Source organism: Geodermatophilus sp. SYSU D00758, from assembly GCF_054049955.1.
The window spans coordinates 80853-105768 of record NZ_JBJGYK010000002.1 but is presented as its reverse complement, the minus strand read 5'-3'; the positions used below and the strand labels follow the sequence as shown (position 1 = coordinate 105768).

Below are 24916 nucleotides of genomic sequence, written 5' to 3'. Positions count from 1 at the left end.
CCGTGGCGTCGGCGCGCGTCGCCCTTCTGATCGCCGGGACTGCGCTGGAGGCGGGCGTCCTGGCGCAGCTGACACGCGTCGAGGTCCGGGAGAGCGACACCGACCCGACGGTGCTGGCGCTGCGCTTCGGCCTCGTGCAGCGCGGCGACGGCGAGTTCGGCCCACTCGACGACGATCTGTTCGAGCCGGGGGTGGCGCTGGCCTTCGAGATCGAGCCGCCCGGCGGCGTCGCACAGCGCCTCTTCGACGGAAGCGTCACCCACGTCCGCCCGCACTTCGAGACCATCGCCCAGAACGCCTACGTCGAGGTGCTGGCGATGGACGCGGCTGTCGTCCTCGACGCGGAGGAGCGCGTAGCCGCGTGGCCGAACATGACCGACGGCGACGTCGTCGCGCAGATCCTGGCTGGATACCGGATCCCGGTGCAGGCCGCCGACACCCCCGTGCGCTACGACGACGAGCGTCAGCTGCTTGTGCAGCGCGCCACCGACTGGCGCTTCCTGCAGCACCTCGCCCGGCGCAACGGCGCCCGCTTCTACTTCGAGTACGACCCTGGGCAGCGCCAGGTTGTCGCGCACTTCGCCGTGCCGGAGGTCACCGGGCCGCCCCAGGCTGACGTCGTGATCCAGCAGGAGGGGCGGTCCCTGGTCTGGGCGGACCTGCAGCTGGTCGCCACTGGGCCGGTCACCGTCACCGGCGCGGCGCTGGACCCCGTCGGCAAGCGGATCGTCCGCGGCGCCGGAACCCCCGCTCTCCCGGTGATGGGCGACGACGACGCGGCCGAGACAGTCTCCTCCGGCCTGCGGACCGCCGGGGCCGGCGCAGCCGCGACCCTGCTGCGGGACCCCTTCCCCCTCGACGAGGCGATCGGCGCGGAGGCGACGGCGGCGACGGACGCGGCCCGGTTCCTCGTCGAGCTGCGCGCCGAGCTGGATCCCGAGCTTTACCGGGGGCTCCTGCGCGCGCGCCGCCCGGTGCTCGTGCGCGGCGTCGGGCGGCGGTTCTCCGGCACCTACTACGTCACGTCGGTACGCACCACCCTCGACGGCGCGGTGCTGTCGCAGACCTTCGCCGCCACGCGCAACGCCACCGGCCTGACCGGGCAGGAGAACTTCGGACGATCCGCGGAGGAGGTGCCCCCCTCATGACGGGGATGCCCGACGACGACTGGGTGGTCGACCGGTTCTACGGCAAGTACGAGGGCGTGGTGACCGACGTCGAGGACCCACTGAAGATTGGGCGCCTGCGCGCACGTGTGCCCGCCGTGCTCGGCGAGGAGGTCGACACCGGCTGGGCGCTGCCATGCGTGCCGGCCGGCGGCGCGAACGGCGCCGGCATGCTCTTCCTCCCGGCCGCCGGCGCCACGGTGTGGATTGAGTTCGCCGGCGGCGACGTCTGCCGCCCGCTGTGGGTCGGGACGTTCTGGGGCGCTCCCGCCAGCACGGGCGGGGCGGACGACCTGGGCGAGGCAACCGGCTCCGAGGCCCCCACGGCGGACGGCGGCAAGGACGCGTCACCGACCCTGCACGTCCTTCGCACCCGCGGCGGCCACGAGCTGACCTTCGACGACGACGGCGAGGTGGTGCTGCTCGCCAACGGCAACGGCAGCAGCTCGGTGCGCTTCGAGCGCGACGGCACGGTGGTGGTGACCGCGGAGAAGATCAAGCTCGGGGCCGGAGCGGGGGAGAAGCTCGTGCTCGGCGATGCGTTCCAGCAGCTGTACAACAGCCACACCCACCCGACCGGGGTCGGCCCGTCCGGGCCGCCCGCCCAGCCGATGGCCGCCAACCACCTGTCCGCGACCGTGACGACCGAGTAGGGAGAACCGGTGGCCCTGGATCCCACGGTGCTCGCAGCGTCCCTGCGGTCCGGCTGGCTCGTCCCCGAAGGCGGGCACCACCCCACCGATGCCATGTCGTCCGCGGACGCATTCGCCGCCGCCGTCGCGAGCTGGTTCGCCTCCGCGACGGCCGGCGCGTTCCCCTGCGCGACCGCCGCGGCGCGCCGGCCGCAGCTGGCCTCCGCGGCCGTTCCCGCTCTGCAGGCCGGTTCCGCGGCGGCGGCCGGGGCGCAGCTTGCGCTCGCCCTCGCCGGTTACCTCGCCGGGCAGGTTTTCGGTCCCGGGGTGGCCGCCCCGCCCGCAGCCGTCGCGGCCGCCCAGGCGGCGATCACGGCCGTCCTGGCCGACCTCGACATGGCCCTCGACACCCGAGCGGATCGGCTCGCGAGGGCCGCGCACCTCCTCGCGGCGTCGTCGATCGTCACGTTCCCGCCCGTCGTCTCGCCCCCCGTCCCGGTGACCTGAGGAGCGGAACCCTTGGCCCTCTACGCATACCAACCGTTCACGCTGCGCGCCGACCGCGGCGCCGTCGCGATCACCGCCGACGCGGACCGACATCTGCGCGACAAGATCCTCGCCGTGCTCTTCACCGCGCCGGGGGAGCGGGTGAACGCCCCGCGCTTCGGGGTCGGCCTCGACCGGAGCCTGTTCGAGGGTCTCGACGACCTGACGTCCGCGGCCGTCGAGTTCCGGGTCGCGGAGGGCCTGCGCCGCGAGCTCGGCGACGAGGCCCTGATCGACCGGGTCGACATCGAGACCGACCCGCCGGGTGGCCAGCTCATCGTGTCGATCGAATACCGGCGCCGCCTGGACCGCAGCCCGCGCCGTCTGGAGGTGGCCCTGTGAGCAATGGCCCTGTGAGGGATGGCCCTGGGAGGGGTGATGCTCCGGCCGGGGCACCGCTCGTGTGGGACGCCGGGCGGCTCGACGGCACGGAGTGGCAGGGCATCCGGTACCTCACCCTCGAGATCGCCACGGGCGCCGACTTCCCGGCCGTCGTCACTGCCCATCTCAACCACCCGGTCGGCGACCTGACCGCGGAGAACGTCGTGATCCGCGGCGGCCGGCGGCGGCCGGTGCCCCCGCACGAGGTCGACCTCGGCGACCGATCCGTGACCGTGCGCTTCCGCGGGTTCGGCGACCACTCGCCGCACACCGTCACGCTCACTGCCGGTGGCGGACGGGCGCTGCACCCGTTCTTCGCCTCCGCCGAGTTCCGGTTCACCATCAACTGCGAGGCCAGCGACTGCCGCCCGCTCCCCGGAGGCGCCGGGCGCGCGGCGGTGCAACCCCCCGCCGTCGACCTGCTGACCAAGGACTTCACCGGCTTCGTCGGCCTGCTCACCGACCGCGTGCGGGTGCGCAGCCCGGCGGTCACGGACCTGTCCGGGGCGAGCTTCGAGCGGATGCTGCTCGAGCTGCTCGCGTGGTACGGCGACATGACCAGCTACTACCAGGACCGGGTGGCGGCCGAGGCGTTCGTCGAGACCGCCAGGCAGCGCTTCTCCCTGCGCCAGCACGCCGCCCTCCTGGGCGCGCCGGTCGACGACGGACGCGCTCCCGCCACCGTGCTCGCGTTCGACGTCGGCGCGTCAGGGTTCGTGCCCGCCGGACTGGCCGTGGAGCTGCCGACCGCGCCGGACGAGGTTCCGGTGACCTTCACCGTCACCGCCCGCACCCGCGTCCTGGCCGAGCACGCGAGCAGCCGGCTGCGGGTGGCCGCCTTCCCCGGGGCCGCCGCCGCGCAGGTCCCGGTGGGCGCGACCGAGCTGCTGTTGTGGGGGGACGGGCCGGTGCTGCGCCGGGGCGACCGGGTGGCCTTCGTGCAGGGCTCCTCCGCGCAGGTCGTCACGCTGACCGCCGACGCCGTCCGCCGCACCGCGGCCGGCTGGGTGAGCGACCCGGAGGACACGTTCGACCCCGCCACCGACCCGCCCGCTGCCGTCACCCGCCTGACCTGGGCCGAGCCGCTTGCCCAGGCACTGCGACCGTGGGGGCCGGTGCCGCTGTCGATCCACGCGAACCTCGTCGACGCCCGCTACGGCACCCCCCGCATCGCCGTCGCCGGGGGCGCCCCGCCCGAGCGCGACGCGGTGCCGCTCCGCCTGACCCGCGAGGCGGCGGTCGTGGAGCGGCGCGGCGCTGGCGGCGCGCTGCTCCTGCGGGCGCTGCGGGTGCCGGAGTCTCCGGTCGTCCACGATGACGGCCCTGCGCAGATCGGGGAAGGCGGCAGCGCGCCCGCCCTGGACGTGACGATCTCCGGAGACCGGTGGACGCGGGTCACGCACCTCCTCGCCTCGCGCTCCTTCGACCGGCACTACACCACGTCCCTGGACGAGGAGGGCGCCGTCTGGCTGCACTTCGGCGACGGCGTCGAGGGGCACGAGGTCGAGCTCGACGGCCCGGAGCGGCCGCAGGGGACGATCCGGCTGGACTACCGGCTGGGCGACCCGCTGACCGGCAACGTCGGGCTCGGCACGCTCACCCGCGTGGTGGCCCCCGCCACCGGCAGCGCCGTGGGGACCGCCCTGACCGCGCTCGCCGGGGTAACGGTCACGAACGTGCTGCCCGCCACCGGAGGCCGCGCGCCCGCGACGCTCGCCCGCCTCCGGGAGGAGCTGCCCCGGTCGTTGCGGCACGGGCCGCTGCAGCGCGCAGTGACACTGGCCGACTACGCCGCCGTCGCCATGCAGGTACCGGGCGTCGGGAGGGCGACCGCCCGCGCTCGCGGCGGTCCGTTCAACACGGTGGCCGTGCTGGTCGACCCCGCGGGTGCGGACGACCTCGACGACGACCTGCGCCGCCGGGTGCACACCCACCTCGAGACGCTGCGCATGACCGGCCGCGAGCACGTGGTGCTGGCCGCAGACTACGTCGCGCTGGAGGTGGCGCTCGTGGCATGCGCGGCGCCCGGAGTGCCTCCGAACCGGGTCCGCGACCGGGTGCTCGGCGAGCTCGTCCCCGGCTCCGCGGAGCGTCCCGGATGGTTCCACCCGGACCGGCTCAGCTTCGGTGACGCCGTCCGGCTGGGCGACCTGCTCGCGTTCGTCCAGGGCCTGCCGGGGGTCCGGGCCGTCACCGCCACGGCCTTCCGGCCCCTCGGCGAGCGCGTCGGGCCGCCGATCCACGACCTCATCCCGCTCGGGCGCACCAGGGTCGCCCGCCTCGACGCCGACCCGGACTTCCTCGAGAACGGCACGCTGACCGTGCAGGTCGTCGGTCTCGACGCCGACGGCTCCGCGTTCACGGTCGACGGGCACCCCGCCGCCGAGGGGGTGGGGGCGTGAGTCGCCCGCCGAACCCGCGCTCGGCCCGGTCCCCGGTCGCCGGGACGAACGGCGACCCGGGCCGGCTGGACTACCTGCCCCAGGAGTACGCCGACCTCCTCGCCCTGCAGCAGGACCTGGCCGTTCCCCGCCTGGGCCGCCCGCGCCCCGACACTGACGCCGCGGAGGCGCCCGACGGCGGGCAGAGCGGCGACCTCGCGTGGACGTTCATGGACCTGTCCGCCCTGCTGGGCCACGTGCTCGCGGTCTACCAGCGGCACCACGCGCGCGAGGCATTCATCAGCACGGCACGCGCGCCGAGCAGCCTCGTCCGCCACGCCCACCGCCTCGGCCACGACCCCGACCCCGGCCTGGCCGCGAGCGGCCACGTGGTGCTGTTCACCAAGGCCGGCGTCGGTGGCAGCGTCGCGGCCGGGCTCGCCCTGGCTAGCACCCCGCTGGGCGAGCTCGCGACCCAGGACTACGAGACCCGCGACGACGTCGTCGTCGACGCGGCGCTCAACGAGATGGTGCCGCTCGACGCGCGGAAGCCGGTCACCGTCGCCGCGGCCGAGACGCAGCTGCGGGTACGGGGGGTCGGCCACCGGCTGCGGGCCGGAGACGTCATCGCCCTGGTCGCGCCGCCGCAGTGGCGCGGGTTCGTCGTCACCGATTTCGTCGAGGAGCCGTCGGCGGAGGATCCGGCGGGGGACGCGACGCTGCTCCGGCTCGACCGGGAGGTCGGCGCCGCGCTGGGCCTCGTGGACGTGCGGCGGGCGGTGGTGCTCGCCCACCCGCACCGGGTGCTACGCGCATTCGCTGCTGACGCCGACCCGGCGCTGTTCCCGCCCGCCGCGGTGCGGGCCGCCACGGACGACAAGCCGCAGGAGGCCCCGCGGTACTGGTACGCGGTGCACCGCCCGGACGGAACGGGGCACGTGGCGGACGACGTCTACCTCGGCGAGCGGGTCGACGACCCGCTCGCCGGAGGGCACGTCCTGCGCGGCACCGGCGCCGACGCGGCGCTGCTCGAGATCGTTGGGGAGTCGGAGGCGGGGGTGACGCTGCACCGCGAGGCCGAGGAGGAGCTGACGACTCACACCGTCACCCTCACCCCGACCGACGACGGGGGCTTCACGACCACTCTGGACGAGGTCACCGTCACCCAGCTGCAGGCCGGCCACGTCTCGGGGACGGTCACGGCGGTCCAGGTGGCCGGCCGCGATGGCGCACCGATCCCGCGCGCGCAGCACCCGCTTCCCGTCGACTGGTACGCCCACTGGTCGGCCAGCCTCGCCCTCGCTGACGCCACGAGCAGCACCGAACTCCTCACCGAACCGCTGCGCCTGCCCGGGTTCCTGCCGGCGATGACCCCGGGACGGCCGCTGGTGTTCCGCGACCGGGCGGGGACCGTCGCCCAGGTCGTGACGGTCCGCCGCGCGGAGCTCGACGACGGCTCGGACCTCGGCGGGAAGGGCGAGACCCGAATCTGGTGGGACCCGGTCACGCCCCCGCCGCCGCCCGGTTGGCGCCTGCACGACCTGGTTGTGCACGGCAACGTCGTCCGCGTCTCGCACGGGCGCACCGTTCGCGAGGTGCTCGGCGGCTCGGACGGGGTCACGCCCTTCCAGCGCTTCCCGCTGCGCGAGAAGCCGGTGACCGTGCTGCCGGGCCCGACGGGCGGCGAACCCGAGCTCACCATCCGGGTCGACGGGGTGCGCTGGACGCGCGTCGCCGACTTCGCCGACAGCGGACCCGACGACCGGCACTACCGCAGCGTCTCCGACGAGGCGGCGGGAACGACGGTGGTGTTCGGCGACGGCCGCAACGGGGCGGTGCCGCCGTCGGGGCGCAGGAACGTCGAGGCTGCTTACCGCGTGGGTCTGGGTCGCGCGGGCAACGTCGAGCCGCGGCGGCTGAGCCGGCTCACCCGCGCCCACCCGCTACTGGCCCGCGCGGTGAACCTCACGCCCGTCCACGGCGGGGCGGAGCCGGCCGACCCCGAGGCGGTTCGCACCCAGGCCACCCGCTTCCTCCGCACGTTCGACCGGGCCGTGTCGGTCGCCGACCTCGCCGACCTGGCCCTCACCATGCCGGGCATCGCACGGACCGCCGCCCGCCGGGACGGTGCCCAGGCGGCGGTCCTCGTCGTCGCGACCGCCGACGGGGTCGCCCCGCCCGCGCTCGACGCGGTGCGCGCGTTCCTCGACGCCCGCCGCGACGTCACCGTGCCGCTCGCGCTGCGCGGCCCGCAGCCACGCGACGTGCTGGTGTCCGTCACGGTCGAACCGGACCCCGCCCACCTCGCCGAGGAGGTCCGCGACCGGGTGCGCCGGGCGCTGCACGGCGGCCCGCCTGGCGCCCCCGGGCTGTTCACCTTCGCCTCCCGCGCCCTCGGGCAACCCGCCTACCTGAGCGAGGTCCTCGCGGTGCTGGAAGCCGTCCCCGGAGTCGTCGGCGTGCGGGTCACCCGGTTTGTGCCGCAGGGGCACACCGGCGTGGCCGACGTCGTCTCGGCGGGAGTGGAGGAGTGGCTGCGGCTGCTGCCCAACAACCTCGCCGTCAACCTCGCCGGCGGTGCGCCATGACCAAGCCACCACCCGACCCCGGGGCGCGCGGTCCCGATTCGCTCGACCCCTACCCGTTCGACCGGGATGTGCTCGCCGAGGTCGCCGATCGGCTCTACGCAGCGCTGCCGGCGCTCTACCGGGTGCCCGACGCGCCCCCCGCCGGCCGCGGCGACCTCCTGCGGTTGCTGCAGGTGCTGGCCGCCCCGCTCGCCGTGGTCCGCCAGAGCATCGACGACTTGCACGCCGACCTGTTCGTCGACACCGCCGACGACGCCATGATCCCCTACCTCGCCGAGATGGTCGGCGTGCGGCTCGCGTTCCCCGACGCCGCGTCCAACCGCCGCGACGTCCGCGGCACGGTCGGCTGGCGACGACGCAAGGGCACCCCGGCGGCACTGGAGGAGATGGGCAGCGAGCTGACCGGCCAACCGATCGTGCTCACCGAGGGGTGGCGGCGGGTGCAGCTGGCCCAGGACCTCGACCTCCCGCGGCCGGAGCGGGTCGTCGTCGACGTCCGGCCCGCCGTCGTCGCTGAGCAGTCCGGCGGGCCGCTCGACGCCTTGCACCACACCGTGGACATCCGCGCGATCTCCGCGACCACCGGCCGCCATCATCCCCGGCACGTCACACACTGGCTGTCCCCGACGGTCACGTTCCCCCTGCGCGGGGCGACAGCGCCGGACCGCAGCGTGCCCCCCGACTCGGACGTGCGCCACGCCGTACACCCGCTAGGCGTCCGCCAGCAGCTGCGCGCGAGCCGGGCCGCGGGCGACCGGACGCCGTTCGTGGACCGCATCCCCGAGCAGCACTTCGCGGCCGCGCCGCAGCGCTGGTTCGCCGCCACGGGCGGGATCACCGTGCGGGTGTGCGGAATGCCGGCCGCGGTCGCCGGCATCCCGGCCGGCGTCGAGCGCGTGCCGGAGACGCTGGTGGCCGACGCCGTCCTCGGCGCCGGGAACGCCACGCTGACCGCACTGGACCTGCCGACCCGGGGTTGGCGCGGGCCGGTCCGCGTCGAGCTGGGGCTCGCGGCGGTCACCGAGCAGCCAGAGCCCGGCTCGTGGCGCCCGGGGGCGGTCGACGTGCGGGCGGGCGTCGACCTCGACGTGGCCGGCGCCACCGGTTCCACGGCCTCGGGCGGCGCCGCGCCCGCGGGGGAGCGGGTGCCGGTGCTGCGGCTGCGCCCCGGCGGCGGCGCCCCCGGCGGCTTCTTTCCCGGCGCCGATCTGGAGGTGGCGAGCGCCGCGGCCGCGGCGGCGACCCAGGCGCGCGACGACCGGCTGATCGTGGAGGGCTTCCTGCGCGGTGTGCTGCACGTGCGGGTCCCTCCGCTCGAGCTGCGCGCCGAACGCCTCCTGCTGCTCGCCGCCGACGGCAGCCTCTACGACGCCGCCACCCCCGACGGCACCCCGCGCACGATGCCGGGCGCCGCGGGCGCCCGGCGGCTCGACCGGGGGGCGCTGCTCGCCGTCGGCCCGGGTGCCGCGTGGCCGCCGGCACCGCTGCGCAGCGAACCCCGGATGCTCTCCCGCGTCCCGGCCGCCCCGGGGCGGGGACCGGCGGTGCTGCACGGCGCCCGTGCCCTGCGCACCGACGGCGGCGAGGCGCCGCTCCCGGCCGACATCGCGTGCGCGCTGGTGTTCGCCGCCCAGGTCCGGGGCTCCGGCGGACCGGCCTTCGCCCCGTTCCAACGGCTGTCCTGGACCGGCCACGACCCGCGGGGTGCTCGCTGGGCGGCGGTCGGTGCCACCGGCGCACCCCTCGACGCGCGCGGCGCGATGGCCCGGTACGCCGAGCTCGCCGCGGACCGGGCGGAAGACCCGGACGGGGTCGCGCTCGCCGTCCGCTTCGAGTGCGCGCGCGCGGACGCGCGGCTGTGCCCTGGCGAGGTCGCCTGGAGCGCCGACGACGGCCGCACCGTCCTGGTTCACCTGCCCCAGCTCGACACCGACGAGCCGGTGCCCCCCGGTGCCGCCTGGCCGGCCGGTCCCGGGCTCGGATTCGCCAGTGACGCCGTCCGCGTCGCCGAGGACGGCTCCACGTGGGCGTCGCGGTCGACCGCGGTGCGGCGTGCCGCGCTCGGTGACGTCGCCCCGATCGCCGAGGCCGCCGGGCTGCGCCGCCGCCGGGTGCGCTCCCGGCGGCTGTGCGCCTGGGACCGGGAGGACCGCACCGCCACCCCGCCGATGACCTTGCCGTTCACGCCGCCGGGTCGCCTGGACCTCGACGTCGCGCACGGCCTCTTCGCGTTCGCGGAGCAGGAGCCGCCGCAGGCGTGGCCGGCCTCCGCCCACGAGCCGGACGCCGGCGTGCCGCCCGCCGTCACCACCGACCACGAGGAGGGCGCCACCGCACACGTGGGAGCCCGGCCCGCGGCCCGCGAGCCGGAGCTCGGCCTGCGTCTGCCCCTGCCGACCCGGCTGGTCTCCGCCGGCGGCGTCCTGCACCCCGACGCCCCGGCCGAATGGCACACCATCCCGCGCTACCCCACGCTCACGGCGGCGCTGGCCGCGGTGTCGGACCGATGGCGGGACCTCCCGGTGCCCGCCGACGGCACGCCGGTCCAGGACGTCCAGGTCGTGCAGTTCGAGGACAGCGCCACCTATCCGGACGAGGCGCCGGTGTGGCCGGCGGGACCGGACGACCCCGCGCTGCGCAACACCGCCCGGCTGGAGCTGGTCGTGCAGGCCGCCGAGCGGGAACGACCGACCGTGCTCGTCGACCCCTCAGCCGGCTGGACCCTGCCCCCCACCCCACCGCGGTACGCCGCGCTGACGCTGCGCGGGGTCGCGGTCGGCGGGGCAGGCTGGTCAGGCGCGACCCTGCCGACCGCCGACCGGGTCCGCCTGGAACTGTGCAGCGTCCTGCACGCCGAGAACCGCCTCACCTTCGGTGACCTGCCGACCGGCACCGACGTGACCGTGACCCGCTGCGAGACCGCCGGCCTCGACCTCGCCGGCACCGGGCGGCTCACCGTCGCCGACAGCATCGTCGACGCCGCGGGCGACACCGCGGTGTCGGCCCCAGCGGGCCTGGTCGAGCTAGAACGGGTGTCCGTCGGCGGCGGGGTGCGTGCGCGCGTGCTGGAGGCCACCGAGGTCATCGTCGACGGCCTGGTCACCGTCGAGGACCGTTTCCACGGCTGCGTCCGCTACAGCCGGGTGGGCACCGGTTCGACGCTGCCGCGCATGCACCGGGTCCGGGTCGGCACCGCCGTGCGTGTGGTGTCGCGCAACCGACGCGACCCGGCGTGGTGGCGCCTGCGCGACGACTGCGACCCGGCGGTGCTCCGCGGGGCGGAGAGCGGCGCGGAGATGGGCGCGTTCGGCCTCACCCGCCTCGCGGTGCGGACCGCGGCCTTCGCGCAGCGGCTTGAGGAGTTCACACCCGCCGGGCTCGTGTCCGGCATTGTCCGGATCGACTGAGTTCCGACCGACTGAGGGGGAGGCCCGGTGTACGGCGACTACTCGCGCGGGCACGAGCCGGACCGCGCGCGCGGTGAGCGCTACCACCGGGTCCTGATGCAGATGGGCCGCCCGGTCCTCGACAGCGACGTGGCCGCGCTGGTGGACGCCGTCCTCGACGAGGTCCGCACCACCACCCGTGGGCTGGGCGGCGCCGCCGGCAGCCCCGACCTCGGCTTCCTCGTCACACCCGGCCGGCCGCTCGCCGTGTTCGCCGAGGCGGCCGCCGGGCTGCGCGTGGTCGGCGGGCAGCCGGACGTCGGCATCGACCACCGGTTCCGCCTCGCCGGCCGCTACCCCGCCCTGTACGTCGCTGCGGGCGGCGCACGGGTGCGGCTCACGGTGCCGCTGCTGCAGCCGGCCGTCCCGGTCGGCGGCGCCACCCGCCTCGCCGTGTGGGCCAGGGTCGAGACCTCCACCCGGATCTCCGTCGCCGGTGCCGGCCTGGACCTGGTGCCGGGCGCACCGGACGACCTGCAGCGCGTCGAGCTGGACCCGATCCTCCCTCTGACCGGCAGCGTGGACCTCGAGGTCGACGCCGGCGGCAGAGTATGGCTGTTCCTGCTCGAGCAGCACCAGCCGGCCGGTGCTGCGCCGACGTTCTGGACCGCGCCGGGCACCTACCACGTCGACGGGCTCGTCGCCCGGACCGCCGGCGGCCCGTTCCCGCCCGTCGCCTTCCCCACCGCGGTCGGGTTCGCCTGGGATGCCGCCGACGCCGCCCCGCCCCTCGCCGGGCTGGTCGCCCCGCCCCCGCTGCGGGAGGGCGAGCCCCTGGTCGCCTACCTGGAGGTGTGGGAGCGGCACATCTCCGGCGTGGAGGCCCCGGGCATCGTCGAGCGGGCACTGGGGCCGGCCGACACCACCGCCCGCACGGCCCTGCTCGGGCAGGTCAAGCTCGCCACCGTCACCGGCGCGCTGCCCGAGGTCGCCGAGCGGGCAGCCGCCGTGGTCCGCTCCGCCTTCGCGGCCGCCTCCGAGCGATCCGCCGGGGAGCTCGTCGTCAACGTGTCGGAGGCCGCACCCATCAACGACCCGTGCGCGCTGCCCGACCTCGCCGGCTACTCGGGTGCGGACAACCGGCTCTACCGGGTTGAGGTCCACCGGGGCGGAGACCTGTCCCGGGTAGGGCTGAAGTGGTCGCGCGACAATGGCGCCGAGCTGTTCGCGGCCCGCCTGGGCGACGACCGCAACCTCGTCTTCCCCGCCGGCACGCCGCTGGTCGCCGGCGACATCGTGGAGGTGCGCAGTCACGTCACGGACCTCGGCGACGACGCACTGGCCACGGTCGACCCGGCAGGCCCCTCCTTCACGCCGGCCGGTCGCGCCGTCGGCCAGCTCGCTGCGCTCGTTGCCGTTTCCGTCGCGTCGTCGTCGGACGAGGTCGTGTTCGGCCTCGTCGACCCCGTCGACCGCACCACCCCGGTCCCGATCGACGACCGCTACGGCACGCTGCCCCCCAACGGGCCCGATGCCGTGCTCAAGCTGCGTCGCTGGCACGGCGTCCTCGCGCCGAACGGGACCACCGGCCCCCACGCCCTCGAGGACGGGCTCACCGTCGAGCTGTCCGCCACCGGCACCTATCGGCCGGGCGACTATTGGCAGTACGAAGCCCGCGCCGGCGGCGGCAACGCGAACGGTCCGTGGCGCGCGGCCCCCCACGGCCCGCAGCGGCGGTTCGCCCCCCTGGCGCTGCTGGCGCACCGCGCCGCCGACCGGCCACTGGACCTGCTCGCCTGGCTGGACCGGCGCTTCCCGGCCCTGTGCGACATCGACGCCGACGCCGTCGCGTTCGACGGCCACCGCGTCGACAGCGCCAGCACCACCGTGCAGGAGGCGATCGAGCAGTTGTTCGAACGGCCCGTCGGCTCGGGGTGCGGCGAGCTGGTCGTGCAAGCCGGCGGCCGGGAGGAGGTGCAGGCCGCCTTCGACGCGGTCGGCGCCGGTCAGGCCGCCCGCATCTGCTTCCCGGCGGGCACCTGGGAGCTGGACGCAACGGTGCGGGTGGTGGGCAAGGGCGACCTGCTCATCACCGGCGCGGGACCCGACGCCACCCGACTGGTGGGCGCGCGCCTCGACGCCGTCCTGCGGTTCGAGGAGTGCGGCCGGGTGCGCATCGCGGACCTGTACGTCGAGGGCGGGCAGCAGGGCCTAGTGGGCGACGGGCTGACCGGCGCGCTGTCGGTGGTCGACTGCGCCGCCGCCGACCTCGAACGGGTCGCGGCCCACTGCGGCGATGCCTCGACCCGCCGGGTCAGCGCCGTCGAGTTGCGAGTGGACCCGCCGACGTCACGGGTGCCCCCGCCGCCCTTCGGGGTGCGGGTCCGCGACTGCACGCTGCAGGCAGGCTCCTCTCAGGTCGGGTTGCTGGTGGTCAACCCGACGACGGCCGACATCGAGGGCAACACGGTCGTCTCCCCGCAGCGCCCCGCCACGGTCGCGGACCTGCTCGCCGAACCCGAGATCGTCGGCCGGTTCGGGCACCTGCTGATCAGCGACCTCCGGTTCGGCGAGACCGAGGAGGCCAACGACGAGCTGCTCGTGGGCAGCCCGGACGTCGTCGTCGAGCTCGTCGGGGCCGGGTCGCGCCGACGCTTCGCCGTGCACCTGGAACCCTGGGGCTTCGAGTGGATCACATTCTCGACGACACTGCGGCTCAACGGGGACCAGTGGCAGCGGCTCCTGGAGGACAACCCGATCGTGACCGGTAACACCTCGGTGACGACGGCGTTCATCGCCCCCCGGCTGCGCCGGTTCCGGCGTGAGCTGGTGAAGCGGATGTTCCGCCAGGCCACTTCCATCACGGTGGCGTCGGACGTCTCCGACATGCTGACGGCCGAGGGTGACAGGTTCGCCGAGACCAGCACGTTCACCGCGGGCGGCCAGGGCATCGTGGTCGCGGGCACCGCGACGTCGATCGGCGAGAAGTTCCGCGAGACGGCGGAGCTCGTCGGCGAACCGCGCCCGGATGCCCGAGTGGTGGGCAACCGGGTCGTCGGCTTCCGCGAAGGCATCACCGTGGCCGGTAGCCGCCACACCTTCCGGGGCGTGTCCTACCGGGTGACCCTGCTCGACAACCTCGTCCACCTCCGCGTACCGGGAGTTCCCGCGCAGCGCCACGGGATCCGCGTGGGGAACTGCCACCACCTGCGCGTCGAGGGCAACACGGTCGAACTCCGCGCCCCGGGGCGGCAGTTCTGGGAGCGCGTACCGGCGATCGACGCGATCGTCGCCCACGGCATGTTCGGACCGTTGTTGCAGATCTCGGAGAACAGCGCGATCGGGACGCGCCGCGCCGTCGTCGCGTTCGCCGAGAACCCCGAGCGGTCCCCGACGTCCGGGTGGCGGTGGCGGGTCGAGCACAACGCGCTCCTGACCGTGGGGCGGGAGGCCGTCGCGGAGACGAAGAACTGGGAGTAGCTTCGGGGCGCGGTACGGGACGGCAGAGGGTAACCGATGCGATTGCCCATCGGGTGTTCGAGTCCCCGGACAGGCGCCGCACCTCCGGGTGCGGCGCCTGTCGCTCGTCCGGTCAGCCTACGAGGTCACTCGTTCTCCTGTGTGAAGCGCCAGCGACGGGCCCACTGACGGGGCCCGGGCGTGGCGCCCCGCCCCCTGCCCTTAGCCTCTGGCCTCTGACCGGGGTGCTGACGACGGATGAACGGGTCGAGGACCCGGGTCGCTGCCATCGACCTGGTCATCGCTGTCTCGACCGTGCCGGCCGGTGCGCCCGGTACCTCGGTGCTCTCTGGTGGCGGGCCGGTGAGCACCGTGACCAGCAAGCTGATGCCGGTCGGGATTCGGGCGGGGAAGGAGACGCGCTGCCGGAAGGACGGAGGGTGCACCGCCTGCTCGAAGCGGTCCTTGGCCTCCTGATCTGTTTTGAATTTCGACGCGATGATGCTGGCGAGGCGCGACACCCTCTCGATGGGGTCGGCGCCGTAGGAGAGGTCGACGACGATCTCCATCGCGGCCGGTAGGGGAGCCGTATCGGTGCCCACGGGGATCCGGGGCAGGGTCTGTTTAATAAACGTCTCCACGCCGAGGTAAAGCTTCCCATTGAGGCTGCTCAGCATCGGCACGAGGTTGTCGTACTCCTCGAGCCCGCCGAACTGGTGCCCGATGACGTGGCCCCCTACGAAGTACTTCTCTTTGCCTGACCAGTTGCCGCGGTGGAAGGCTCGCTCGAAGTCCCCCATGTTGCCCACCATCCTGGTCATGGAGCTGATCCGCGGCACACCCTCGGTGACGATGTCGATGCGCCCCTTGAGGGAGGCGCTCACCCTCTCCGGCCGGGCGGCCTGGTTCGGCATCGCGCTGTCCGTGGGCCACTCGGCCGGTCCCATGTGCTCTTCCAGGACCGCACGGATCGTGGGCAGCCGGGTGACCTGGGCCTTGAACTCCCCGACGTGGAGATCGCCCCCAGCGGGGCCACCGGGCAACCCGTAGTTGAGCTGCGTGAGTTCTCTGACCTCTTCCGGGGTGAAGTACAAATGGCCCTCCACCAGCTCGGGGTCGGAGTTCTCCACGACGACGTCGGACCCCCGGACGAGCTCGCAGCGCCGCAGCTGCAACCGGGTGCGGAGCGACCTCAGCAGGGCGATGAGCGCATTGCGCCGGATGCCCCTGGTCATCGCGGCCTCGATCTCCTCCAGCGCGGCGCGCTTGCGATTCTCGGGCGTGTCCGGCCGATCCCCGACCCCCAGCGAGGCCAGCGCCGCCCGGCCCAGCCGCACGGCCTGCGCCACGAGCCAGTCCAGCGCCTGGTCGACCAGCTCGCGGAGCCGCCCGATGATCTCCACGACCTTCTCCGGCACGTTGCCGAGCCCGACCTGGTTGGCCAGAAACCCGATCGCCACCGGGATCGCGGCCGCGAGGCCCTGCTCCAGCATCCGGGCGCCGGGGACGACGTCGCCCGCTGCGACGGACGCCAATGTCGACACGTAGCGCTCGACGATCGCGAGGATGTCGCGCAGGTACTCCACTGCCGACTGGACGGCGTTGAAGAAGGCGATGAAGCCGTTGATCACCGCCATGACACCGGAAGGGTCGAGCAGGCTCAGCAGCTTGACCGTCGCGCGCTGGACCACCGTCGTCACGACCCAGTCGCGGGCCATCTGCAGCAAGGCGTCCCAGAGGCCGGCGAGGCGGTCGGTGACGTGGCGCCAGACTGCGCCGATGCCGCCCTCCTGGACATCCTTGACGAACGTCCAGGCGCCGGAGAGCCGTGCGATGCCGCCGCGCACCGTCGCGACCGTGCCTTCGCCCAGGTGCTTGCCGAGCTTGCCCCACAGCGCGTCCGCGGTGATCCCCAGGACCTGCAGCACCAGCGTCAGGATCGACCCCGGTGACAGGTCCGGGGGCGCGGTGATGCCGAGCGCGCCCAGGCCGCGGAACAGCCACGCGGCCAGGCCTTCCACCAGGTACCGCAGGATGTTGTCGAGGAAGCTGGCCAAACCCGCCCGGACCGCCAGCAACATGTTCGTCAGGAAGGCGACGGGGTCGCGCGAGATGTCGGTGATCGCCCGCTGGACGTGGCCGATGATGCTCGCGAGCAGGTCGGTCGGGAAGTTCATCAGCGCGAGGACGAGCGAGACGACGACCTCGATCACCACGCCGACGAACTCCACCAGCCGGGCGAGCGGCTCGCCGAACAGGGCGAGCACCCGGGCAAACGCGTCGAGCGGGCGGAGCAGGTCGTCGAGGCCGAGCGTGTCCCAGATCCCGTGGAACAGCCCGGTGACTATGTCCAGGGAGATGCCGAGCCGGCTCATCTCGCCCTCGATCCGCCCGGCGGCGGTACCGATCACCCCGGACGTCGCAAGCTGCGCGTAGGTCTCCTCGCCGCCAGGCAGGAGCGTGACGAACCCCCGGATCAGGTTCTCGGCCGTGCGCAGGACGGGCTCGCCGGTGAACGGGTCCTGCCCCACGATCACCGTGAGCAGGGGGAAACCCGGGACGCCGCGCGCATGGCTGCTGAGCCAGCCCAGCAGCGCGTCCTTGACCAGCTCGAGGACCCTCTCCAGCACCGTGGCGGCGAACCGCGCCACCCGTCCCGCGAGGTCGAACGCACGCCGGGCGAGTGCGGCGACGTTCGTGGGCAGCTCGGGCAGGTTCTGGGGGCTGATGGCCGCCCAGGCGTCGGCGAAGAGCGTGCCGAGCCCGGTGAGCAGGTCGCCGAACGTGGCGAACTGGGTGTCGAGCCAGTCGGCGGTCTCCTCCAGGGTGCCGCGTTCCTGCATCTGCGTCAGCCGCTGCTCCTGCCCGGCCAGGCGCAGAAAGTCGGCGAGGATCTCCACGGGGGGCGCGGCGACGTCCACCCCGCGCAGCGGGTCGCGGTGCAGGACCTTGGTAGTCAGGCTCCACAGCGGCCCGATTTCCGGGGTCTGCAGGAGCGGCTCGGCGACGTCCGCGGCGACCGCGCGGACGATCTCGAGGACGCGGTCGACGAGGGACTCGACGAAGGCCCCGGCGTCGCTCAGGAACGCGTCGACGTAGCGGGCGACGACCGCGACGTTGCCCGCGATGCCCCCGTCGATCGACAGCTCGTCCCAGGCCGCGTCGATGTCGCGGCGGACCCGGGCGATCGTCAGGTCGTGGGCGGCGAGACTCTCGGCGATGAGGTCGACGACGTCGCCGAGGACGTCGATCGTCCTCAGCACCGGGCCCACCGCGGCGCCGAACGGCCCCCGGGTGAGCAGCGACTCGACCAGCTCCTCGCGGCCGACCTCCACCGGCTCACTGGTGAGCGGATCGCTCCCGGTGACCACGGTCAGCAGTCCGTACCCGGGCAGCGCGCGCACCGCGGAGCGGACCCCGTCGAGGATCCAGTCAGGGATGAGGTCTTCGGCCGACACGTCGGGCAGGAAATCGGTGACGTCGCGCAGCAGCGTCGCCTGCGCGACGGCCGACTCCTGCTGGGCGACGTGTACGGCCTCGTGCGCCATGAGCCCGACGTCGGTCGGGGACGAGCCGGCGCCCAGGAAGATGGTCGAGCCGCTGGTGAAGGCGCGCGCGTGCAGAGCGTGGGCGGCTCCGGCGGCGTCGGGGCCCTGTCGGACGCGGACGTGACCGAGGTCGATCCCCAGGTGCGGCTCGATGCGCGCGCGGATTTTGGCCTCGAGGGGACGGCCGCCGCCGGGTGCGGCGAGCGCGGTCGTAACGGCGCGCGGCAGGTGGGTGCCGGTCGTCGAGGAGGCGGGGTGGGACGGTGCCCGCCGCAGGTACCGACCGGGCGCGCGGGACGAGTGCCCGGACCGGCTCGCGCCGGTCACGACTCGCGCGGCCACTGCGTCGGCCTCGCACTCGAGCGGGTCCGCGGGGCTGCTGACGTGCAGCTTCGGCTGGACGACCGGTGTCGGAGACGGAGCGTGCGCCGGCGGCCCGCGGACCCGCGGGTAGTCCGGCGTCCTCAAGTGCGGCGCGGCCCCTGGCCCCGCGGACCCGGCGCGTTCCGGTCGGGAGGGCCGCGGCGGTCGGGAGGGACGCGGCCTCGGATGGACGGGCCGACGAGGAACAGGCGACGGGCGCGTAGCGGCCGAGGAGGTGTCCCGGCCACGCGCGCGGCGCGCCAGCCGCTCCCGGGTCGTCCACGCCTCGGAGCCCGTCCGCTCCGCGCCGGCCGGCCCGCCTCGCGGAGCTACCCCCCGGGCCGCTGCCTCGAGCCGCTCACGGGTGGTCGGGGGCTGGCGCCCGGCTGCAGGCGGGTCGGGGTGCCGCCGTTCCTGCCGTGGCCGTCGTCCTGTCGCCGGCGTCTCGGCCCGCCGCTCCGGACGCCGCCGCGGACCCGGCGTCCGCGACGCACTCGGCTGGGTGGCGGGCGGACGCCGCACGACGTGCGGTGCGCGCTCGCCGCTCATTGACACCTCCGCACGGCTGGTCCGGCGGCGCCGACGAGCGGCGACGGACCCCGACGATGCTCCCACCCCGCTGCAACGGCGTCATCACCGTCGGCTGCAGAACAGTGCCGACGACAACGCTTCGGCGCCATCGCGCCTGGCTAAGCTGGGGGCACGGAGCGCCGGTCGATTTCCTCCAGGAGGAGCCCATGGCGGCAACCGTCAGCCTGAACGCCGCAGTTCGGGTCGAAGGCGGGCCCACGCTCGCCCTCGGTGCCTCGCTCCAGCCGGAGACCTACACGATGAGCACCGTGAGCATCGACGGAAACCAGTCGGCGGACGTGGCGCTGCTGCCTGACGCCGGGACGGTTATTCTGCTCGGCTTGCGGGCGCGGCACGTCTCGGGGGAACAGGCGGGGAAGTCCGCGACCGTTACGGTGACCCCGAAGAACGGCGACGAGTCCGGTACGGGGATCAGCGTCGCCGGCGCGCTTGTGGTCGCGAATGCCGGGGTGCTCGCCGCCCTCGTCGAAAACGGCCCGCGCGCGCTGACGATCGCCAACGCCGGGGCGGAACCGGTGGTTGTCGACATACTGGCGTGCCTCGACCAGCCATGACAGTCCAGCTGGAACCTGTTGATTCGGCCGATGAGGACATGACGGGCGACCCGGGGTGATCGGGCGGCGCAAAGAGGGCCCGACGTGCTACCCGCAGACGGCACATTGGAACTTCCTGAGACCGTCCTCGACGGGCGTGCCATGCCCCGCACAGGGGCTGGTGCGGGACGGGCGTCGCTGATCGTGCCGTCGCCGAGCTGACCCCACTGGTCTTGAGCCCACGCCCGGACGACTACACCAGTGTCGGGGGCCAGGCTCAGGTACGTGTCGGCAGCGACGGTCGGATTCTCGGGACTCCGGGAACGCGGGGTCGGGGTCGGGGTCGGCTAACGTTTGCTGCCTAGCTGCACCAGTGGTTGTAGCCCATGACCACAGAGCTCTCGTAGGCGAGCTTCCCACGATCATTGAAGCCCCAGGCCCGGACAAGTTCGGCTTCGACGGCCCACCCATGGCCGTCCCCCGCCTGGATGTCTTGCGCCGGGTCTGATGGAAGGTCTCAATCGCCGAAAGGATGAGGGTCATGGCAGCACCTCAGACGGCCCGAAGGTAGACCATGTCGCGGGACACCGGTGATCGGTTCGCGCGACACCGCGGTGGAGCGGGTGACGGGAATCGAACCCGCATGGCCAGCTTGGAAGGCGGGACCATCCTCCGCGTCTGTCCTGGTCAGGGACTTGCTGTCGCGCCCTGATGTGTCTCGTGACCCACACATGACCCAGGGGGCCGGGCCTATGACTCCCGACTGGCCTGCACAAGGAGTCGAGCAGTTCATGGGCGTGCAGTGGCACGAGATGGTCGCCCGCAGGCGGCGGCGGAGAACCCGCCGCCGCCTGGGACCCGCCGGTCAGTCCTCGACTGCCCCGTACACGACTGCCCGGAAGTCGGCCTCGGGCAGGTCGAAGCCCACCATGTGCTGCGTCATGAGCACGCCGACGATCTCCTCGACCGGGTCGACCCAGAAATAGGTCTTCGCCGCACCGGCCCAGCCGGACTCGCCGGGAGAGCCGGTCAGCGCGGCCGCGCCGAGGTCCATGGCGACGCGAGAGCCCAGGCCGAACCCGTGGCCGGGCACCGGTACGCCCGCGAGCGCGTACGGGAGCAATGTCGGGTCGAGATGGTTCGTGTGCATCAGCTCGAGCGTCTTGCGGCCGATGATGCGGGTGCCGTCCTCCGCCTTCCCCGTGAGCAGCATCTTCGCGAAGAGCAGGTAGTCCGACGCGGTGCCGAACAGTCCGTGGCCGCCGCGCTGGAAGACGTCCGGCGTGTCGCTCGGGTAGGTCGATTCCACCTCCCGGCGGCCGAGATCGCCCGTGGCGAACGCCATCGCGAGCTTGCTGAAGGTCATGTCCTTGCTGACGATGTCCGGCAGGCCGTACATGGCGGCGAGGCGGTCGCGTGCCGACTCGGGAACGCCGAAGGCGGTGTCGGTCATGCCGAGTGGCCCGAACAGTCGCTCCTGGAGGAAGTCGCCGAGCTTTTGGCCCGAGATGACCTCGATCAGACGGGCCGCGACGTCGATGCCCACGCTGTAGTGCCACTGCGTCCCGGGCGCGAAGGCGAGCGGGAGCGTCGCGAGCTCATCGACGAACTGCTCCAGCGTGCGCGTCGGGTCGTTGCAGATCCGGTGCTGGCGGTACTGCTCCGACACCGGGAAGTCCTCGAGAAAGTCATAGGTGAGCCCGCTCGTATGGGTCAGCACGTCGCGGATCTGCATCGGGCGTAGCGGCGACTGATCCTCGAGCGTCCCGCCTGGCCCGGCGATCTTCGTTGCCCCGAACGCCGGGATCCACTTGGCGACAGGGTCGACGAGCTGGAACTTCCCCTCCTCGAAGAGCGTCATCAGCGCAGTGGAGATGATCGGCTTGGTCATCGAGTACAATCGGTAGATCGTGTCCTCGGCCAGGGGCACCTCTGCTTCACGGTCCTGCCAACCGACCAGCCCGGCATGGATGAGCCGGCCGCGGCGTGACACCAGCGTCGCGAAGCCGGCATAGCCGCGCTCGTCGACGTACTTCTGAAGCGCAGGCGCGATGCGCTCCAGCCGGTTGGCGCTCATCCCCACCGACTCCGGAGACGAGAGCCGGGACTCAACCTGTGTCATGCGTCACTCCTTCGAGCGGGACGGGCGCCCACCATATGCCGCTGGCCCACCTCGAACGGGCTGGCTGACTACCGGCTGTCGTCGAGCTCGCAGCCGCCCTCCCTGCGGGGTAGGCGTCACCGAAGCCTGTCCCGGAATGGGCCGCTTGGGGACACAGGCCACGGCTCCGCGCCGAGCGGCTCTTGCCCAGATCACTGGACTGTCCTTGGTCGATGACGCGCACGAGTTGGACCCGCCACCGTTACTGATTGAGGCCTTCTCGACGCAAGAACCTGGTGGGTGTGCCGACAATCGGCACGACCACGTAATGCATCGGGCGTCGAGTGCCGCCCCGTTCGTCAGGAGCGACCGTGCCCCTTGTTCGTCGAGTTGGCGCCATCGTGCTGGCCCTTGCTGCCATCGTTGTCTGGTTCGCAATGGCTCCCGACGAGTCCAGCGATCGATCCTCGGACATCGCCAGTGCGTTAGCCGACTACGAGCTCAACGAGGCGCGCACGCAGGGCGCGCCGCAGCAGCAGGTGGTCAACGGGTGGGTGGCGAAGGACCTACTGACCATCGTCGCTGAGCAGCAGAACGACTCCATGACCGACGAGCGGCTGCCTGCGCTTGCCGTGCTGGTCGTCCTGGGACTGGCCCTGCACATCGCGACGTCCACGCGGCCCGCTGAGGCGGATGGTGTGGCCTCCGCGTCAGCTGTACCAGCAGCGGACCCAAGCTCCGAGCCGTCTCCCGCCGTGTGAACCACTCAATCGCGGCCGTGGGTGCCTCAGTAAGCGTCCCTACCGTTCCCGCTCACCATCAGGGCGGTGCGGTACCCCTTCGGGGGCCGCTCAAGGGACATCCCAAGGCCGCTGTCCGCACCACATCAGCAGGGGGCAGGCTCCCGGCCGGGGTGCTATTCGTCCTGCCCCGGAACGTCGTCCGGAGATCCGCTGGCGGCGCCGAGCATGGCGTCGAGGGCGCGGGCGATGTCGGCGTCGCGGTCGTCGGCGGCGTGCTGGTAGAGGAGCGCGGCGGCGGGGGAGGAGTGGCCGAGCCGGCGCATGAGCTCCTTCGTCGTCGCGCCCGTGGCAGCGGCGAGGGTGGCGCCGGTGTGGCGCAGCTCGTGCGGCCGGACCGCCGGCAGGCCGATGGCGTCGGCGGCGCGGCGGAAGGTCGAGTTCCAGTTGCTGCGGGCGAGGTAGCCGCCGGACCTGGTGGCGAACAGGAGGGCCTTTGGAGGCGCGGGGACGTGCTTCTCCAGGTGGTCCTCCAGCACGGCTGCGATGGCGGCTGGGAGGGTCACCGTTCGGTGTCCGGCGTCGGTCTTGGGTTCGCCGACGACCCACCGGCCGCCGACGCGGCGAACCGACCGATCGACGCGTAGCCGGCCGCCGGGCAGGATGTCGGACCGGCGCAGCGCGGTGGCCTCGCCGAACCGGAGGCCGCCGAAGGCCAGGACGAGCACGAGTGCGCGGTAGCGCTCGGTCCTCCGGTCACGTCCCAGTTGCTCTGCCAGCTGCAGGGCCTCGGCCGCGGTGAGTGCCCGGGACGGCCGGGAGGCCTTGGGTGTGCCGGCCCCACGCAGCCGGCAGGGGTTGGAGGCGATGGCCTCGTCGGCGACAGCGATGTTGAGGATGGCGCGCAGGAGCCGGTACGACTGGGCCAGCGCCGTCGGACCCGTCGTCCGGCCGGCCTGGGCGTGCCAGGCGCGGACGGCGGCCGGGGTGATCTCGTCGACGGGGACGTCGGCCCATGGCCCGGCGAGGTGGTGGCGCCACAGGCCGGAGTAGAGGAGACGGGTGCTCTCGCGGAGGTCGGTGCGGGCGAGGTAGTCCGCGGCGTACGCGCCGACCGTGCGGCCGCTGGAGGTCGGTGCTCGCCAGCTCTTGCGGAGGAGGTCGGTCTGCTGGGTGGCCAGCCAGGCCCAGGCGTCGGCCCGGGTGCTGAAGACCTTGGCGTGCCGACCATCGGGGCCGCGGTACCGGGCGCGGAAGCGACCGCTCGGGAGCCGGTCGACCGTGCCGAACGTCCGCTTGGCCAAGGCGCGACCTTGGCGGGCGGGTCAGCGGTCGTCGGTCGGCGTCACCGCTGGCCGGGGACGCGGCCGGCGTCCACAAAGGCGTCTAGCGTCGAGCGCTCCAGGCGCACATACTTGCCGACTTTGATGTAGCCGATCCGGCGCTCGGTGATCAGTCGGCGGACGAAGCGCTCGCCGGTGCCGAGGTACTCGCCGGCCTGCGCGACGGTCAGCAGCGGCCCGCGGCCGAGATCGTTCCCCGGTGCCGCTTGTCGCGTCGTCATGGGGTCGAGCGTCGCCGGCGTCCTCCAGTGCTCCTCCGGTCGTCCTTCCTGCCGCCATCAAGCCGTGTGATCATGGAGTACGTGAGCGCGGAAGCGGGCTTCGAGGTCGTGGTGGGAGCCGACGGCGGCATCGCACCCGAGGAGCTGGCGCGCCACGGTGTCCGGCCGGGCGCCCACCTGCGCATCGTGGCCGAGGTCGACCGTCCCCCGATCCGACCGGCCTATGGCGCGCTTCGGGGGCAGCTCCCTGAGGTGTCCTGGGAGGACTTCGAGGCGGCCAGCGGCCTGGCCGTCGAGGATGTCGAGTCCGGTCCGACGTTCCCCGACCGGTGAGGGTCGTCGCGGACACGCATGCCCTCATCTGGTTCCTCGAGGCCGATCAACGGCTGAGCGTGCGGGCCCGGGAAGTCCTCCAGCAAGCCCAGCAGGACCCCGACAGTGGCATCGTCGTCTCGGTGGCGAGCCGCCTCGATCTGCACTACCTCCGGCGGGCCGGTCGGTTCAGCCCGGCCGACGTCCAACGCTGGTGGGCTGTCACCCAGGACCCGGGCTGGAACATCAGCTCGGCCGCGGTCACGGGCCCTGTCGTGGCGTACTTCGACTCGGCCATGCTTGCGGCGCTCCGGGACCCCTGGGACCGGCTGATCACTGCGACGGCGATCGATCTCGAGGCTCCGCTGATCACCAAGGACCGCGCGATCACGACCGTCGGGCAATCCGGCGCAGTCGAGGTCATCTGGTAGTGGGCGTGACGCGTCGAGCAGCGGCCCACCCCCTGGGTCGACGCCCCGCAATGCCCTCGGCTCACTCGTCACAACGGGTCGCGGCCCCCACAGTGCATGAGGTGTAAGCCTTTGCGATTTTGATTGCTGCCCTTGCGGATGAGAATGCTCCTGTCGTCCGGCGACGTCGGAACACAGTGGTGCCGGCGAGCCCG

The 24916-nt window shown here is 73.6% G+C and carries 16 protein-coding genes; 12 read left to right on the top strand and 4 right to left on the bottom strand.

The genetic code is table 11. The features are described from left to right. Positions 1-2: 2 nt before the first annotated feature. From ACI8AC_RS02420 to ACI8AC_RS02385, 8 genes are read left to right on the top strand one after another with little or no spacing between them, the layout of a single operon-like run. Positions 3-1148, top strand: coding sequence for a contractile injection system protein, VgrG/Pvc8 family (locus ACI8AC_RS02420; RefSeq protein ID WP_456894824.1), 1146 nt, complete (start codon positions 3-5; stop codon positions 1146-1148). Continuing rightward, complete coding sequence (locus ACI8AC_RS02415; RefSeq protein ID WP_456894822.1) at positions 1145-1819, top strand: phage baseplate assembly protein V; 675 nt, start codon at positions 1145-1147, stop codon at positions 1817-1819. The genes ACI8AC_RS02420 and ACI8AC_RS02415 overlap by 4 nt, the downstream gene beginning before the upstream one ends. 27 nt (positions 1820-1846) lie before the next feature. Then, positions 1847-2305, top strand: a complete 459-nt coding sequence (locus ACI8AC_RS02410) for a hypothetical protein (RefSeq protein WP_456894820.1) — start codon at positions 1847-1849, stop codon at positions 2303-2305. 12 nt (positions 2306-2317) lie between these two features. Next, positions 2318-2686 carry a GPW/gp25 family protein gene (locus tag ACI8AC_RS02405; RefSeq protein WP_456894818.1) on the top strand — a complete coding sequence of 123 codons (369 nt, stop codon included), beginning with the start codon at positions 2318-2320 and terminating at the stop codon, positions 2684-2686. 59 nt (positions 2687-2745) lie between these two features. Next, the gene (locus tag ACI8AC_RS02400; RefSeq protein ID WP_456894816.1) at positions 2746-5127 is read left to right on the top strand and encodes a hypothetical protein; all 2382 of its coding nucleotides are present in this window, start codon (positions 2746-2748) and stop codon (positions 5125-5127) included. Next, positions 5124-7694 carry a putative baseplate assembly protein gene (locus tag ACI8AC_RS02395; RefSeq protein ID WP_456894814.1) on the top strand — a complete coding sequence of 857 codons (2571 nt, stop codon included), beginning with the start codon at positions 5124-5126 and terminating at the stop codon, positions 7692-7694. The genes ACI8AC_RS02400 and ACI8AC_RS02395 overlap by 4 nt, the downstream gene beginning before the upstream one ends. After that, on the top strand, positions 7691-11101 hold the full coding sequence (locus ACI8AC_RS02390; RefSeq protein ID WP_456894812.1) for a phage tail protein: 3411 nt from the start codon (positions 7691-7693) through the stop codon (positions 11099-11101). Before ACI8AC_RS02395 ends, ACI8AC_RS02390 begins: the two co-directional genes overlap by 4 nt. A gap of 27 nt (positions 11102-11128) precedes the next feature. Continuing rightward, entirely contained in the window at positions 11129-14560 is a 3432-nt protein-coding gene (locus ACI8AC_RS02385) for a DUF6519 domain-containing protein (protein WP_456894810.1), read from the top strand. Positions 14561-14685: 125 nt separating this feature from the next. On the opposite strand, the gene ACI8AC_RS02380 is transcribed toward ACI8AC_RS02385, so the two are convergent. Continuing rightward, positions 14686-18429, bottom strand: a complete 3744-nt coding sequence (locus ACI8AC_RS02380) for an eCIS core domain-containing protein (protein WP_456894808.1) — start codon at positions 18427-18429, stop codon at positions 14686-14688. A gap of 758 nt (positions 18430-19187) precedes the next feature. Here ACI8AC_RS02380 and ACI8AC_RS02375 point away from each other — a divergent pair. Further along, on the top strand, positions 19188-19595 hold the full coding sequence (locus ACI8AC_RS02375) for a hypothetical protein (RefSeq protein ID WP_456894807.1): 408 nt from the start codon (positions 19188-19190) through the stop codon (positions 19593-19595). A gap of 844 nt (positions 19596-20439) precedes the next feature. On the opposite strand, the gene ACI8AC_RS02370 is transcribed toward ACI8AC_RS02375, so the two are convergent. After that, positions 20440-21696, bottom strand: a complete 1257-nt coding sequence (locus tag ACI8AC_RS02370) for a serine hydrolase domain-containing protein (RefSeq protein WP_456894805.1) — start codon at positions 21694-21696, stop codon at positions 20440-20442. A 350-nt stretch (positions 21697-22046) separates the two neighbouring features. Here ACI8AC_RS02370 and ACI8AC_RS02365 point away from each other — a divergent pair, with 350 nt between their 5' ends. Continuing rightward, entirely contained in the window at positions 22047-22436 is a 390-nt protein-coding gene (locus tag ACI8AC_RS02365; RefSeq protein WP_456894803.1) for a hypothetical protein, read from the top strand. Positions 22437-22591: 155 nt separating this feature from the next. Here ACI8AC_RS02365 and ACI8AC_RS02360 read toward each other — a convergent pair whose 3' ends face one another. After that, the gene (locus ACI8AC_RS02360; protein ID WP_456894802.1) at positions 22592-23719 is read right to left on the bottom strand and encodes a site-specific integrase; all 1128 of its coding nucleotides are present in this window, start codon (positions 23717-23719) and stop codon (positions 22592-22594) included. A gap of 41 nt (positions 23720-23760) precedes the next feature. Then, positions 23761-23979 (bottom strand): excisionase family DNA-binding protein, encoded by a 219-nt coding sequence (locus ACI8AC_RS02355; RefSeq protein WP_456894800.1) that lies wholly within the window; start codon positions 23977-23979, stop codon positions 23761-23763. Between the two features lie 81 nt (positions 23980-24060). Here ACI8AC_RS02355 and ACI8AC_RS02350 point away from each other — a divergent pair, with 81 nt between their 5' ends. Then, positions 24061-24312 (top strand): hypothetical protein, encoded by a 252-nt coding sequence (locus tag ACI8AC_RS02350; protein WP_456894799.1) that lies wholly within the window; start codon positions 24061-24063, stop codon positions 24310-24312. After that, positions 24309-24722, top strand: a complete 414-nt coding sequence (locus ACI8AC_RS02345; RefSeq protein WP_456894797.1) for a type II toxin-antitoxin system VapC family toxin — start codon at positions 24309-24311, stop codon at positions 24720-24722. The genes ACI8AC_RS02350 and ACI8AC_RS02345 overlap by 4 nt, the downstream gene beginning before the upstream one ends. Positions 24723-24916 lie beyond the last annotated feature (194 nt).

Excerpts from the sequence above, each read along its gene's own strand:
- ACI8AC_RS02415 (WP_456894822.1), top strand. The coding sequence starts at position 1,145 with ATGACGGGGATGCCCGACGACGACTGGGTGGTCGACCGGTTCTACGGC.
- ACI8AC_RS02390 (WP_456894812.1), top strand. The coding sequence starts at position 7,691 with ATGACCAAGCCACCACCCGACCCCGGGGCGCGCGGTCCCGATTCGCTC.
- ACI8AC_RS02375 (WP_456894807.1), top strand. The coding sequence starts at position 19,188 with ATGGCGGCAACCGTCAGCCTGAACGCCGCAGTTCGGGTCGAAGGCGGG.
- ACI8AC_RS02370 (WP_456894805.1), bottom strand. The coding sequence starts at position 21,696 with ATGACACAGGTTGAGTCCCGGCTCTCGTCTCCGGAGTCGGTGGGGATG.
- ACI8AC_RS02355 (WP_456894800.1), bottom strand. The coding sequence starts at position 23,979 with ATGACGACGCGACAAGCGGCACCGGGGAACGATCTCGGCCGCGGGCCG.